Source organism: Pacificibacter sp., assembly GCF_039769035.1.
GTDB lineage: Bacteria > Pseudomonadota > Alphaproteobacteria > Rhodobacterales > Rhodobacteraceae > Celeribacter.
Map to the genome: position 1 here is coordinate 41,745 of NZ_JBDMZG010000020.1, position 13,756 is coordinate 55,500.

Below are 13,756 nucleotides of genomic sequence, written 5' to 3' on the forward strand. Positions count from 1 at the left end.
CGAAATCGCGATTGATTACAGCGCATCAGCTGCCACAAACCAATGTTCCAAACGTGCGCGAATGAACGGCCAAAGGGCAGGGCAGCCGCGGGTGATTTTGTCGCCCACACGACTGTCCAGCTGATGCAGTTTGACATCATAGGTGCGCCACGATCCGCCATCATTGGCCAAGTTGTGCAGCACGGGTTGCGCGCGGTCGATTGATTTGGCGTAGAGCGCAGTTGGCGTTGTTGCGGCTTCGAATTCTTCCCAAATGCTGCGCAGCGAAACGCCTTGATCGGTAGGCAAAAGTCCGAACAATCTGTCAGCGGCTTTGATCTCGGCCAGTTCCTGCGCCTTTTGCGCTTCAGGTGTCACCGTGCCGTGGATCGGGTTGTCGCCCGCATCCACTTCAACAATATCGTGTAGCATCATCATTGTAATGGCGCGGGACATATCGATGGGGTCTTTTGCCTGATCGGTCAGGGTCAAGGCGTAGAGCATCACATGCCACGAATGTTCGCCGGAATTTTCAGGCCGCGTCCCATCCAAGATCGGTGTGGCACGCAACACGGCTTTCAGGCGGTCCGCCTCGCACCAAAAGGCATAGCGTTGATCCATCACAGGATCTGTCTCGCGGCCTTCAAACAGGGCCAGTGCGAATTCATAGAGGTCTGGCAGCAGGTCTTTGATTTTGGACGCGCGGCCCTCAAACAGATTGCGTTCAACGATGTCGCGTTCTTCTGCCAACTGCACGGGCGCGCCAAGGCATTGCAGCGCGGGCGCCAAGAAATCGATCGATTTGGCAAAGCGTGCTGTTGGGGTTTGCATGGCTTCGAACTCTTGCCACGTCTCAAGATATTTCACGCGCAAATCGTCAGGCAAAAGCCCATAGATACGCGTGGCAGCGGCGGCTTCGACATCTGCGATGTCTTGCGGATTATGCATGATATGGATTGGATGATCGCCTGCATCAATTTCGACAATGTCGTGCAGGATCAGCATTTCAACCACGCGGGCCATATCGACATCTACGCTCGCCATCGGTGCACAGAGTACGGCCAATAGGGCCGCGTGCCATGAATGTTCCGCTGAATTTTCAAATCGTGCACGGTCCATGACTTGATTGGCGCGCTCCACGGTTTTGAGCTTGTCCGCCTCGAGCAAAAAGGCGAATTGCGCATTCAAACGTGTGTTGTCTTGTGTCGGAGCCAAGTCAGGTGCGGAAATGTTCAACGGATGGGTCCTTTAGCAAAGGCTGAGATAAAATGCGCAAAGGCGGCGATTTGACCCGCCGCCTTTGGAATGTCGTGTGGCACAAAACGGCCGTGGCCTCTAGCGCGTGTTCTCTGTCAAACGACGACGCACGTAGGTGTCGACGTGGCCGATCATGTCATCCATGTGGTGGTCTTCAAAGAAGTGGCCAGCACCTTCAAGCTCTGTGTGCGTGATGGTGATGCCTTTTTGCTCGTGCAATTTGTTCACAAGCGCATGGGTGTCTTTTGGTGGTGCCACGCGGTCGGCGGTGCCGTTGATGATCAAACCGGACGATGGGCATGGGGCCAAGAATGAAAAATCATACATGTTTGCGGGCGGTGACGCAGAAATAAAGCCAGAGATTTCTGGGCGACGCATCAAAAGCTGCATGCCGATCCACGCGCCAAAGCTAAAGCCAGCGACCCAGCAATGTTTCGCGTTCGGGTTCAAAGACTGCAAGTAATCCAGCGCACATGCCGCATCAGACAGCTCACCAATACCTTGATCGTATTCGCCTTGAGAACGCCCAACACCGCGAAAGTTAAACCGCAACACAGTGAAGCCCATTTTGTGGAAGGCGTAGTGCATGTTGTAGACGACTTTGTTGTTCATCGTGCCGCCGAACTGAGGGTGCGGGTGCAAGATGATCGCAATAGGGGCGTCTTTGGCGCGTTGTGGGTGGTAGCGGCCTTCGAGGCGGCCTTCTGGGCCGGGAAAAATCACTTCGGGCATTGAGGTCCCTGTCTCCTGAGGGGTCCTGACAGCTTTGGATGCCACATGTGTGGCGCTGGCCGAACTCCCGTTTTGGGGTGTCGATTTGCGCTCGTTTTACGCCACATGTCCGTCTATAGTTGACGAATTAGATCAGGAACTTTAGAACCGTTCTAAATTAACTGCTCAACAGGGCGTTCGAGTTGCATTGGAGTTAAGGCTCCGAAGCGCTAACGTCAATGTTTTTGCATATAAATTGCCCGTTTCATGCGGGAAACAACCGAAACATCGGGCAACACGCGGGGCTGCAACGTCTCAGAAGTGACTCGCGGCGCCCTTGAACAGGAGATCGACAGATGAAGTTATCGACAAAAGGCCGTTACGCAATGGTCGCTTTGGCTGATCTCGCGCTTCAAAACGAAGGTGCTTTGCTGTCTTTGTCCGAGATTTCCAAACGCCAAGACATTTCATTGCCATACCTTGAGCAGCTGTTTGTCAAATTGCGACGCGCTGAATTGGTGATTTCTGTGCGTGGTCCTGGTGGTGGTTATAAGTTGGCCAAGTCGCCATCTGACATTCGCGTGTCTGACATTTTGGAAGCGGTCGATGAAACCGTGTCTGCGATGCATACAGGGGCAGGGGCCTCTGGTGGTGTCTCTGGCAGTCGTGCGCAATCTGTGACCAACCGTTTGTGGGAAGGTCTGTCTGCGCATGTTTACGTGTTCTTGCACCAAACACGCCTGTCCGACATCACAGATAACGGTTTGCGTCCTTGTCCGGCTGTGCCCAACTTTGTGGAAGTTGTTGACGACAGCAAGTTGGAAGAAGCTGAAGTGGGATCTGCATAGAGTATGGCCCGCGCGTCTCGCACTTATTTGGATTACAACGCAACAGCCCCGCTGTCTGACGCCGCACGCGCTGCGATGATTGCGGCAATGGATGTGGTCGGCAATCCGTCGTCTGTGCATGGCGAAGGGCGGATTGCGAAGGGCTTGATCGAAAAGGCCCGCGCGCAGGTGTCTGATGCGTTTGGCGCGAGCTCTGCTGATATTGTGTTTACGTCAGGTGCCACCGAAGCCGCCGCATTGGCTTTGGCGGGGCGCGATATGCATTGCGCAGATGTGGAACACGAGGCGGTGTCATCGTGGTGTGATACGGATTTGGCAGTTGATGCGCAGGGCGCTGTCACCTGTTCAGATCCTGCGACAACGGCGCTTCAACTTGCCAATTCTGAGACCGGCATTGTGCAGACCTTGCCCGAACGTTTGGCGGTGGTTGATGCGACGCAAGGCTTTGGAAAGCTGCCTGTCGCTTTCAATTGGATGGGCTGCGACATGGCGCTGATTTCTGCGCATAAGATTGGCGGTCCAAAAGGTGTTGGCGCTTTGGTGCTGAAACAAGGTCTGGATGTGAACGCGCAGATTTTGGGGGGCGGTCAAGAGATGGGACGCCGCTCAGGGACTGAAAACCTGCTTGGGATCGTTGGATTTGGTGCTGCCGCCGAGGCCAGTGCTAAACTGATTTCTGACGGTATTTGGGATCAAATTGCGGAACGCCGTGATCTGTTGCAAATGCGCCTTGAAGATGGCGCCGCTGGCATCATATCAGTTGGGAAAGGCGTCAAACGTTTGCCCAATACGCTGAGTGTGATCACGCCGCAGTGGAAGGGTGAGACGCAAGTGATGCAGATGGATTTGGCTGGCTTTGCGGTCTCCGCGGGATCGGCCTGTTCCAGTGGAAAAGTGAAATCAAGTCGCGTTCTGCGCGCGATGGGGTACTCCGATTTGGAAGCATCCTGCGCGATGCGGGTGTCTTTGGGCCCCGAGACGACGACAGAAGACATCGAACGGTTTGCCAAAGCGTGGCTTTCCGCTTATGCCCGCTGGAAACAGCGCGCAGCTTAGTGATACATGAGCCCAGCACAGGGTTTGAACAAAGACATATGGGCCGCAAGAGCTCGAAAAGACGCACACAAAGGAATGATCCGCATGGATGACACATCGGTAAAAGACAAAGTCCAAGTTAAAGACGGCGTTGAACAGGACACCGTCGATGCGGTGCAGGCTCTTGCTGGCACCTACAAATACGGCTGGGACACTGATATTGAAATGGAATATGCGCCCAAGGGCCTGTCCGAAGATATCGTGCGCTTGATTTCTGAAAAGAACGAGGAACCTCAGTGGATGCTGGACTGGCGTCTTGAGGCATACCGCCGTTGGTTGACCTTGGAAGAGCCTGATTGGGCGATGGTTGAGTACCCCGAGATCGATTTTCAGGACCAGTACTACTATGCGCGTCCTAAATCGATGGAAGAGAAACCAAAGTCATTGGACGATGTGGATCCAAAGCTTTTGGCAACCTACGAAAAGCTCGGCATTTCTTTGAAAGAGCAGGCGATTTTGGCCGGTGTTGAAGGTGCGGGTGAAACTCCAGCCGACGGCGAACGCAAGGTTGCTGTGGATGCGGTGTTTGACTCTGTTTCTGTTGGCACAACATTCCAAAAAGAGCTTGCGGAAGCGGGCGTGATTTTCTGTTCCATCTCTGAGGCGATCAAAAATCACCCTGAGCTGGTCAAAAAGTACTTGGGCACCGTTGTGCCTGTGTCTGACAACTACTACGCGACGCTCAACTCAGCTGTGTTTTCGGACGGGTCTTTTGTCTACATTCCGCCAAACACACGCTGCCCAATGGAGCTGTCCACATATTTCCGCATCAACGCGGAAAACACGGGTCAGTTCGAACGCACGTTGATCATCGCGGATGAAAAATCCTACGTGTCATACCTCGAAGGCTGTACTGCGCCACAACGTGATATCGCGCAATTGCACGCGGCTGTGGTTGAGATCGTTTTGCTCGAAGATTCTGAGGTCAAATACTCGACCGTGCAAAACTGGTTCCCTGGCGATGAAAACGGCAAGGGCGGCATCTACAACTTTGTGACCAAACGTGCCGATTGTCGTGGCGCGCGTTCCAAAGTGATGTGGACCCAAGTTGAAACGGGCTCTGCTGTGACGTGGAAATACCCGTCCTGCATTTTGCGCGGTGATGACTCTCAGGGCGAGTTCTATTCTATCGCGATCGCGAACAACATGCAGCAGGCTGACACTGGCACGAAAATGATCCACCTTGGCAAAAACACCAAGTCGCGGATCGTGTCCAAAGGTATCTCTGCAGGCAAGGCGCAAAACACCTATCGCGGTCAGGTGACGATGCACCCACGAGCCAAAGACAGCCGCAACTACACACAGTGTGACAGCTTGCTGATCGGTTCAAATTGTGGCGCCCACACAGTGCCTTACATCGAGGTGCGCAACAACTCATCCCGCGTTGAACACGAAGCGACCACATCAAAAGTGGACGACGATCAACTGTTCTACTGCCGTGCACGTGGCATGGGCGAAGAAGAGGCCGTGGCCTTGGTTGTGAACGGGTTCTGTAAGGACGTGTTGCAAGCTCTGCCGATGGAATTTGCGATGGAAGCTCAGGCTTTAGTTGCCATTTCCCTTGAAGGCTCCGTGGGCTAAATGATGGCTGGGTTCATCAAAAGCAGACGATTTCGGCTGGCTTGGATGGTCTCGCTTTTCGCGGGGCTGATCTTTGCTTTTGTCGAGCCTGCGGTGAACCCTGTATCTGAATTGGGGTATCTTGAACGCGCCAACGACGCATTCTTGCAAAAAGCGCTCAGCTTTGCTGCGATGTTCTTTGTTATCCAGTTTGCTTTCGCCTTTTTGCAATACCGCCGTGATGAGAAATTTGTTGAGGACGTGACAAAATGATTATCACCACCACACCATCTGTTGAGGGTCAAAACATCGTATCCTACCTCGGTATCGTCACTGGCGAAGCCATCATGGGGGCAAACTTGGTGCGTGATATCTTTGCGCAGGTGACAGACATCATCGGTGGTCGGTCGGGCTCCTACGAGAAAAAACTCGGCGATGCGCGCGAAACGGCTCTGTCAGAGATGCAGTCTCGTGCGTACAGTCTTGGCGCAGATGCAATTGTTGGCGTCGATCTGGATTACGAAGTCATCAATAACATGTTGATGGTGTCCGCGTCTGGCACGGCCGTGAAGCTCGGATAGTCTGATGACCCACGCCCTTCATTCCCAACATACTTTCCCGCCTGAGGGACCAGAGGTGACCTTTCCGCATGAGGTCGCTCTGTGGGTGCGTGATCATTATGATCTAGCCACCAATATTTTGGAGTATGGCGTCGGGGGATCGACTGCCATGGCATCAGAAATGGCCGGCAAAACAGTGTTCTCTGTCGAAAGTTCGAAGTCTTGGGTTGATGCAATTCAAGCTTGGTTCGTGGATCATCCCCCTGTGGCAGACGTACGCATCCATCACGAATATATAGGTAAGACGAAGGACTGGGGACATCCAGTTTCGCATCGTCAGTGGCACCGTTTTCCACGTTACTCATTGGCTGTTTGGCAACGTGAGGACTTTGTTGCGCCGGACCTTGTTTTGATTGACGGCCGCTTCCGTGTTGGCTGTTTTCTTGCCACTTTGTTTTCTATATCCAAGCCCACAACTGTGTTGTTTGACGACTATGTTGGGCGCGAAGACAAATACCAGATTTGCGAAAGCTTTGCCCCCATTGTCGAAACCCAAGGGCGCATGGTGAAATTTCAACTCGATCCGACCCAGATCGACCCAGCTCGTTTGCTTGATGTGGTGACCGCATTTAGCAGACCTAATTGAAGTGAGTGCTCCACATGACTCCTGAACTGTTGTCTGTTCTAGCTTTGAAATCTTCTGGCATCGCCATCGGTGTTTTCATCGGTGTGGTCATTGGCCTGAGCATTCGCGCCAACAAAGGCAACCGTGACGGCCTTTTCCGCAATTCAGTTTTCGCGACGGCGTTTCTGGCCTCGATGCTTGCATGGGCCATCGCCGTCATATTGAAAGTGGTGACGGGCTAAATGACACCTCTAAACCATACACCAATTGAGGCGGAGCATTGCTGTCGCCTTTCGTCTTCCGCAGCGGCGGTGAACGACATAAGTCGCACCAAAGTTCGCATTCCTCTAAACCGCACACAGGCGTCTGTCGAATGGACATCATGCGCGCCGACCATTCCAGACCAAGGATAATAAAATGTTAGAAATCAAAAACCTACACGTCAAACTTGAAGAAGAAGAGAAGCAAATCCTCAAAGGTGTGGATCTGGTTGTCGAACCTGGAAAAGTCCACGCGATCATGGGCCCGAACGGCTCTGGTAAGTCCACGACATCTTACGTTTTGTCTGGCCGCGATGGTTACGAAGTGACCGAAGGCTCTGCAACTTTGGACGGCGAAGATCTGTTCGAAATGGAACCAGAAGAGCGCGCGGCTGCGGGCCTTTTCTTGGCGTTCCAATACCCTGTTGAAATCCCAGGGGTGGGCAACATGACATTCTTGCGCACTGCGGTGAATTCACAGCGTAAACTGCGCGGCGAACCTGAATTGACTGCGGGTGAGTTCCTGAAGATCGTTCGCGCGAAAGCAAAGACACTCAAAATCGACGCGGACATGCTGAAACGTCCGGTTAACGTTGGCTTTTCTGGTGGTGAGAAAAAGCGTAACGAGATTTTGCAAATGGCGATGCTTGAGCCAAAGGTTTGCATCTTGGATGAAACCGACTCTGGTCTTGATGTTGATGCGATGAAACTTGTTGCGGAAGGCGTGAATGCGCTGCGCGATGGCAAACGGTCATTCGTCGTGATCACGCACTACCAACGCCTTTTGGACCACATCAAACCTGACGTTGTGCACATCATGTCCAACGGCCGTATCATCAAAACCGGTGGTCCTGAGTTGGCCTTGGAAGTCGAGCACAACGGCTACACTGATCTTCTTGCGGAGCAGGGAGAGGCATAATGACACGCGCACAATTGAAACAACGCAAACGCGACGATGCGGCCACGCGTCTGAGCGGAGTTGCGATCCCAACAGGGGCCGCTTGGGCGACCCAGTTGCGTGAAAATGCATTGGCGCGCAGCCTTGAAATGGGCCTGCCAACCAAACGCGACGAATATTGGAAATGGACAGATCCAAGCACTTTGACGGCGCTCGCGCCAACCAAAGCTGAAGTGTTTGATCCGCAAGAAAAACCATTTTTCGACGGCATCGACCGCTTGAAGATCGTCTTTGTGGATGGTGTTTTTGACGCAGACGCATCTGATGATTTCGCAGGTGAAGGCCTTGAAATTTCAATGCTTTCCGACGCGCTGAACTCAGATATTCACTGGGCCAAAGATGCATACGGCGTTTTGGAGCAGGCCGGACAGTCCCCAGTAGAGCGGCCTTTGGCGGCGCTGAACACAGCCTTTGCAACCGATGGTGTCGTGATCCATGTGACGGGCAAAGTCGAAAAGCCTGTTTCCTTGGTCTACATCCATGAAAATGAAACTTCCGACGCTATCTTGCACCACCTCGTTAAGATCGAAACAGGTGGCGAAGTGACGTTGTTGGAAAATGGTCCAGCAGCGGCGCGGTTCAACAAAGTCTTGGAAGTAGACGTCGCTGATGGCGCGTCGTTCCACCACATTCGCGCGCAAGGTCGTGACCACGAACGCCGTGCGGCCACGCATATTTTTGCCCGTCTTGGCAGCGAAAGCTTGTTCAAGTCGTTCACAATGACTGCAAACGGCATTTTGACGCGCAACGAAGTCGTGATCGAACTTTTGGGCGACGATTCACAAGCGCATGTTGGCGGTGTTTGCATGGGCGACGGTGAGTTCCTGCATGATGACACCGTCTTTATCACGCATGATGCCGAACGTTGTGAATCCCGTCAGGTCTTTAAAAAGGTTTTGCGCAATGGCGCGACAGGCGTTTTCCAAGGCAAAATCTTGGTCAAAGACGGCGCGCAGAAAACCGATGGCTATCAGATTTCGCAAGCACTTTTGCTGGATGATGACAGTCAGTTCTTGGCCAAGCCTGAGCTTGAGATTTACGCCGATGACGTTGCCTGTTCACATGGGTCCACCACGGGTGCGATCGACGAAGAAGCCTTGTTCTATCTTAAGTCTCGCGGTGTTCCGACAGTTGAGGCCACCGATTTGCTAACGTTGGCGTTTTTGGCGGAAGCCATCGAAGAAATCGAACGCGAAGACATTGCGGGTGACGTTTTGGAACGTCTCGAAGCGTGGCTTGCGCGCCGTAAAGGATAAGCGCTATGGGCGTCGTCTCTGATATCTTACGCAACTACCGCGCCCCGCGTGCGGTGTTGCGCCATCGCATTGGGCCTGTGGTCAACGAAGGCAGCGCGCTGATCACGGTTGTGTTGGCGTGCAGTTTGATCTTTGTGGCGCAGTGGCCGCGTTTGTCTCGCGAAGCTTTTGAGCAGGGCAAAGAGTTGGAAATGATGGTCGGAGGCGCACTTTTGGCATGGGTCTTTATCATGCCGCTTGTGCTTTACGCTTTGGCAATGTTCCTACATTTCGTGTTGCGTCTGGTGGGCGGCAAACAGTCTGCATATGAGACGCGCATGGCGACGTTCTGGCCGCTTTTGGCGGCATCCCCACTGTGGCTGTTGTACGGCATGATGGTGGGATTTTTGGGGGCAGGGGCTGGCGTGACCATCATCGGCCTTATCGCTTTCGCAACTTTTGTGGTGTTCTGGAGTTTGGGGCTGATCGAAGTCGCCTTTCCCAAAGAGGTCTCTGATGTATGATGTAAACGCCATTCGCGCGCAGTTCCCCATTCTGTCGCGGCAGGTCAATGGCAAGCCTTTGACCTATCTCGACAGCGGGGCGTCCGCGCAAAAGCCACAGGTTGTAATTGATGCGGTCACACAGGCCTATTCAGAAGAATATTCTAATGTTCACCGTGGTTTGCACTTTTTGTCCAACCTTGCGACGGACAAATACGAAGGCGTGCGCGATATCGTAAAGACGTTTTTGAACGCGCCTCATGAAGATGACATCATCTTTACCTCTGGCACGACCGAAGGCATCAATTTGATCGCTTACAGTTGGGCCATGCCACGCCTTCAGGCTGGTGACGAAATTCTGATTTCCGTTTTGGAGCATCACGCCAACATCGTTCCATGGCATTTTCTGCGCGAGCGTATGGGGGTTGTGATCAAGTGGGTCGAATGTGCCCCTGATGGCAGCTTAGATGCGCAAGCCGTGATTGACGCGATGGGGCCAAAAACCAAGCTGGTTTCTGTGACGCAGATGTCAAACGTCACCGGCACACGCGTTGATGTGAAAGCCATTTGCCACGCCGCACGCGAACGCGGCATTGCCAGCTTGATCGACGGATCTCAGGGGGCTGTACACGGTCCTGTTGATGTCCAAGATTTGGGCTGTGATTTCTATCCTATCACCGGTCATAAACTTTATGGTCCCTCGGGTTCAGGGGCGATTTACGTGCACCCTGATCGCCAAGCCGAGATGCGCCCTTTCATGGGCGGTGGCGATATGATCGACGTTGTTGGACGGGACACTGTGACTTACAACAAACCACCGATGAAGTTCGAGGCCGGCACGCCTGGCATCGTGCAAACCATCGGAATGGGCGTGGCTTTGGACTGGTTGATGAACGTTGGCATGGACAATGTCGCAAAGCATGAAGCCGAGATTGCCACATACGCGAGCGAGAAGCTGCAAAGCCTCAATTGGTTGCAGGTTCAAGGCACAGCGCCAGATAAGGGCGCGATTTTCTCGTTCACGATGGCTGGTGCCCATGCGCATGATTTGTCGACGGTGCTGGACAAGCGCGGCGTTGCTGTACGGGCTGGTGCGCATTGCGCAATGCCATTGATGGAGCACTTGGGCGTGACTGCCACCTGCCGCGCATCTTTCGCGATGTACAACACCAAAGAGGACGTCGACACATTGGTCTCAGCGCTTGAGTTGTGTCACGATCTGTTTGCTTAAAAGACAATGCCTGAGGGGCGCGAAAACCATTTGCACCCCTCAAACCCATGGCCTATACCGAGCCTCAATGCACCTATAGCTCAGCTGGATAGAGCGCTGCCCTCCGAAGGCAGAGGCCAGAGGTTCGAATCCTCTTAGGTGCGCCACAATCCCTTGATATTACGAGCAGTATGCCAGATGTGCATCTGTCGCTCTTTTAAGTTGATGGATGAAAGAAGAAGCTTTCGCCATGACCGTCCTTGCAGGGCATGGCGCAACAGCGAAAGCTTTCAGCGCTCTTAGAATGTGTAGTTGATAAAGATGCCCGTGCGAACCTGATCCTGCGATCCGCGTTCTTGTACGATGGAGGAGTCCCCAACATCACCGGTCAATTGGTCGTAGTCTACAAATCCAACCAAAGATGTATGTTCAGACAGTGGCATCATGACAGAGGCGCTTAGGCCGTAGGAATTGATCCCACCGCCTGCGTCATACTCACTGATGCCTGAGGCAATGGATTGCGTTTCTGAGACGTCAAAGTAGGCACTGTTGTAGGCATCGTCGGCAAACGTCACTTTCGGTCCGACTGAGAAGAATGCAGGGGCGGCAAACACGTCGAACAGACCGCGGTAACTGACACTGGCTTCCCCGTGCAAGCCGTCGTGACCGCCGTCGACACCTTGGCGTAGTTCTAGTCTAGACGCGATCGGGCCCGCGCCATATTCCACAAAGCCGCCGATCTCAATAGTGCCGTCAACATCGCCCAATCCAATCAAGTCAGTTGAGGCGTCGCCAGAAATCGTCAAATCGCTTTTGCCAGGGTCTTCTTCACGGCCAAAGTCGTAAGCCAGAATACCACCGGCACTCCAGTTGTCTCGAATGATTGCGGTGTATTCAATGCCGCGCAACGATGCCTTTAGACGCTCTCCGTAGCTCAGCGAGATATTAGGAAACACAGTTGTCTGATAGTCATCATCACCCAAATAGGACGGTGCGCTGACAATACCGCCACTGATGGTGATTTGCAGGCCTTCATTGTGACCGCGGTGATCCTGCGCCAGTGCGGCTGTTGGCAATGCGATGCTTACGATTACGGAAAGAGTTGGCAGTAAATTCATGTACTTTCACCTTTGATATCGACCTCAGGTCGTCATGTTTCTGTTCAAGACATTAGATATATGCACTGTGATCTCAGGCTTCATCGTGCGGTTGCTTGATGCTACATATAGTGTGAGGGAATGATATGTCCCGCGTGCAGCTCTCATTATCTATGCAGCGCTGCAAATTCTCCTTCCGAACCGCCGTTCAATCAGTGTGATGGTGAGGTAAATGTCCGGAATGGTTTGCGGTGAGTCGCGTTGTTTATGTGCATTTTGTGCCAATGTTCTGTGCTTTGGTGCATTCATTTGGAGGCGCACAGGTCTTGACCTTATTTGCGGTACTGCCTAAATTTAGGACAGTTCTCAGGGCGGGGTGTAATTCCCCACCGGCGGTTATAGTCCGCGAGCGCCTTACGCGTAAAAACGTAAGGGTCAGCAGATCTGGTGAAATTCCAGAACCGACGGTTAAAGTCCGGATGGTAGAGAATGGGGTGTGAACAGGGGGCTTTGGCTCGCTGTGAGTGCTCCTTCGTGCTCTGGGACCTAACAGTGTAAACTCAAGGGTTCCAAAATGACTAACATGACTTCAAACTTCGAAACATCTTCTCCGCGCATCGCGTTTATTCGCGCCCGTTGGCATGCTGACATTGTCGATCAAGCTTACGACGGATTTTGCGCACAAATTTCAAAACACGCGCCTGCGTCGTCCACAGACGTCTACAATGTTCCTGGTGCATTTGAAGCACCTCTTTTGGCCAAGCGCCTTGCAAAAACCGGCAAGTACGATGCGATCGTTGTTGCGGCTTTGGTCGTCGATGGCGGCATTTACCGTCATGACTTTGTGGCAGACGCCGTGGTCTCTGGCTTGATGAGCGCGCAGCTGGAAACTGAAGTGCCGATGTTCTCCGTGTCTTTGACGCCGCATCATTTTCATTCCACCGAAGATCACATCAAGTTCTACACCGACCATTTCTTGAAAAAGGGTGCTGAGGCAGCGAATGCCGTTCGGGATGTGTTGGCTTTGGAAATTCCGGCGCCCGTTGCGGCGTAACGGTTCTTGTATCGCAAAACAAAGAAGCCGCCCAAAGGGGCGGCTTTTAAAATGGTGTGATGAAATAGGGCGAAATCAGCCTTTCCATGTCCGTACAGGACCACAATCCATGTGAACAAAGTTCGCTCCACGGTAGCTGCCAACGCCGCCAGCTGAGCAATTTTGCGCAGCTGCGGCCATTTGGCCAACGGAGCGGGACTTGAGGCGTAAATCAGCGGCTTCACCCTTCATGTGGAGGGAGTTCTTAGCCACACCACGCGACCGTGAACGCAACAAGTTGTTGGTTTCTGGTGAGCGGTAGCCGGACAGCAACATGTAGGGTTCGTTGACATCCATCAATCCATGAGCCGCAGCCATAATGTCGACGGTGCGGGCGTCAATGGATTTCATTTTGCTGTTGCGCCAGTCGCGCATGAAATATGTCACTTCTTTCAAAGCATCTTTAATGTACTCGCCCTCGACCCAATAGATTGTGTCGATGCTTTCCCCAGTGCGGCCAGAATACATGCGCAAACGACGAATATCGCCAGATCCCCGAAGAAACCCTGCTGCATTGGCATAGACTGGTGCTGCTGAAAGACTTGCTGCTGCAAAACTGCGCAAAAGCGTGCGCCGCGTAATTACGCTAGACTTTTCTGTCGTCATGATCTCAAGCGTCCCATTTTTAAATTCCCGCCTCAACGCGGATGGCTTGGTGTGCCGATTTTTCGGCATTCTAACTGATCGACTACCACTCACTCTGAACTAAATCGTCCCCATGTTTAGGGAAGTCAGCAGCATATTTACCTGTTTCGGACTTTGCCA

Annotated in this window: 16 protein-coding genes, 1 tRNA gene and 1 riboswitch; of the genes, 13 read left to right on the forward strand and 4 right to left on the reverse strand. The window is 53.0% G+C overall.

The window, feature by feature from the left end; all coding sequences use genetic code 11:
• Nucleotides 1-15: 15 nt before the first annotated feature.
• Together ABF287_RS01500 and ABF287_RS01505 are read right to left on the reverse strand one after the other, a co-directional pair.
• The gene (locus ABF287_RS01500; protein ID WP_347183256.1) at nucleotides 16-1,215 is read right to left on the reverse strand and encodes an HD domain-containing protein; all 1,200 of its coding nucleotides are present in this window, start codon (nucleotides 1,213-1,215) and stop codon (nucleotides 16-18) included.
• A 99-nt stretch (nucleotides 1,216-1,314) separates the two neighbouring features.
• Nucleotides 1,315-1,968 carry an alpha/beta hydrolase gene (locus ABF287_RS01505; protein ID WP_347183257.1) on the reverse strand — a complete coding sequence of 218 codons (654 nt, stop codon included), beginning with the start codon at nucleotides 1,966-1,968 and terminating at the stop codon, nucleotides 1,315-1,317.
• A gap of 335 nt (nucleotides 1,969-2,303) precedes the next feature.
• Between ABF287_RS01505 and ABF287_RS01510 the strand changes: the two genes are divergently transcribed.
• The 12 genes from ABF287_RS01510 to ABF287_RS01565 all read left to right on the forward strand — a co-directional run bounded on the left by ABF287_RS01510 (nucleotide 2,304) and on the right by ABF287_RS01565 (nucleotide 10,968).
• Nucleotides 2,304-2,795 (forward strand): Rrf2 family transcriptional regulator, encoded by a 492-nt coding sequence (locus ABF287_RS01510; RefSeq protein WP_347183258.1) that lies wholly within the window; start codon nucleotides 2,304-2,306, stop codon nucleotides 2,793-2,795.
• A 3-nt stretch (nucleotides 2,796-2,798) separates the two neighbouring features.
• On the forward strand, nucleotides 2,799-3,851 hold the full coding sequence (locus ABF287_RS01515; protein ID WP_347183259.1) for a cysteine desulfurase family protein: 1,053 nt from the start codon (nucleotides 2,799-2,801) through the stop codon (nucleotides 3,849-3,851).
• 84 nt (nucleotides 3,852-3,935) lie between these two features.
• Complete coding sequence (gene sufB / locus ABF287_RS01520; protein ID WP_347183260.1) at nucleotides 3,936-5,471, forward strand: Fe-S cluster assembly protein SufB; 1,536 nt, start codon at nucleotides 3,936-3,938, stop codon at nucleotides 5,469-5,471.
• Nucleotides 5,472-5,723 carry a hypothetical protein gene (locus tag ABF287_RS01525; protein WP_347183261.1) on the forward strand — a complete coding sequence of 84 codons (252 nt, stop codon included), beginning with the start codon at nucleotides 5,472-5,474 and terminating at the stop codon, nucleotides 5,721-5,723.
• Complete coding sequence (locus tag ABF287_RS01530) at nucleotides 5,720-6,031, forward strand: heavy metal-binding domain-containing protein (protein WP_347183262.1); 312 nt, start codon at nucleotides 5,720-5,722, stop codon at nucleotides 6,029-6,031. Before ABF287_RS01525 ends, ABF287_RS01530 begins: the two co-directional genes overlap by 4 nt.
• 4 nt (nucleotides 6,032-6,035) lie before the next feature.
• Complete coding sequence (locus ABF287_RS01535; RefSeq protein WP_347183263.1) at nucleotides 6,036-6,656, forward strand: hypothetical protein; 621 nt, start codon at nucleotides 6,036-6,038, stop codon at nucleotides 6,654-6,656.
• A gap of 14 nt (nucleotides 6,657-6,670) precedes the next feature.
• The gene (locus ABF287_RS01540) at nucleotides 6,671-6,877 is read left to right on the forward strand and encodes a hypothetical protein (RefSeq protein ID WP_347183264.1); all 207 of its coding nucleotides are present in this window, start codon (nucleotides 6,671-6,673) and stop codon (nucleotides 6,875-6,877) included.
• A 175-nt stretch (nucleotides 6,878-7,052) separates the two neighbouring features.
• On the forward strand, nucleotides 7,053-7,814 hold the full coding sequence (sufC, locus tag ABF287_RS01545) for a Fe-S cluster assembly ATPase SufC (RefSeq protein WP_347183265.1): 762 nt from the start codon (nucleotides 7,053-7,055) through the stop codon (nucleotides 7,812-7,814).
• The gene (sufD, locus tag ABF287_RS01550; protein ID WP_347183266.1) at nucleotides 7,814-9,109 is read left to right on the forward strand and encodes a Fe-S cluster assembly protein SufD; all 1,296 of its coding nucleotides are present in this window, start codon (nucleotides 7,814-7,816) and stop codon (nucleotides 9,107-9,109) included. Before sufC ends, sufD begins: the two co-directional genes overlap by 1 nt.
• A gap of 5 nt (nucleotides 9,110-9,114) precedes the next feature.
• Nucleotides 9,115-9,612, forward strand: a complete 498-nt coding sequence (locus tag ABF287_RS01555; RefSeq protein WP_347183267.1) for a YIP1 family protein — start codon at nucleotides 9,115-9,117, stop codon at nucleotides 9,610-9,612.
• Nucleotides 9,605-10,822: a cysteine desulfurase gene (locus ABF287_RS01560; RefSeq protein WP_347183268.1), complete on the forward strand. Its 1,218-nt coding sequence runs from the start codon at nucleotides 9,605-9,607 to the stop codon at nucleotides 10,820-10,822. Before ABF287_RS01555 ends, ABF287_RS01560 begins: the two co-directional genes overlap by 8 nt.
• A gap of 69 nt (nucleotides 10,823-10,891) precedes the next feature.
• Nucleotides 10,892-10,968: transfer RNA gene (locus ABF287_RS01565), tRNA-Arg, on the forward strand.
• 132 nt (nucleotides 10,969-11,100) lie between these two features.
• Here the strand turns inward: ABF287_RS01565 and ABF287_RS01570 are convergent.
• The gene (locus ABF287_RS01570; protein ID WP_347183269.1) at nucleotides 11,101-11,919 is read right to left on the reverse strand and encodes a MipA/OmpV family protein; all 819 of its coding nucleotides are present in this window, start codon (nucleotides 11,917-11,919) and stop codon (nucleotides 11,101-11,103) included.
• 337 nt (nucleotides 11,920-12,256) lie between these two features.
• Nucleotides 12,257-12,393, forward strand: a riboswitch (FMN riboswitch).
• An 88-nt stretch (nucleotides 12,394-12,481) separates the two neighbouring features.
• Between ABF287_RS01570 and ABF287_RS01575 the strand changes: the two genes are divergently transcribed.
• Nucleotides 12,482-12,952 carry a 6,7-dimethyl-8-ribityllumazine synthase gene (locus ABF287_RS01575; RefSeq protein ID WP_347183304.1) on the forward strand — a complete coding sequence of 157 codons (471 nt, stop codon included), beginning with the start codon at nucleotides 12,482-12,484 and terminating at the stop codon, nucleotides 12,950-12,952.
• Nucleotides 12,953-13,027: 75 nt separating this feature from the next.
• Here the strand turns inward: ABF287_RS01575 and ABF287_RS01580 are convergent, their stop codons facing one another.
• Complete coding sequence (locus ABF287_RS01580) at nucleotides 13,028-13,597, reverse strand: DUF882 domain-containing protein (protein ID WP_347183270.1); 570 nt, start codon at nucleotides 13,595-13,597, stop codon at nucleotides 13,028-13,030.
• Between the last annotated feature and the right edge of the window lie 159 nt (nucleotides 13,598-13,756).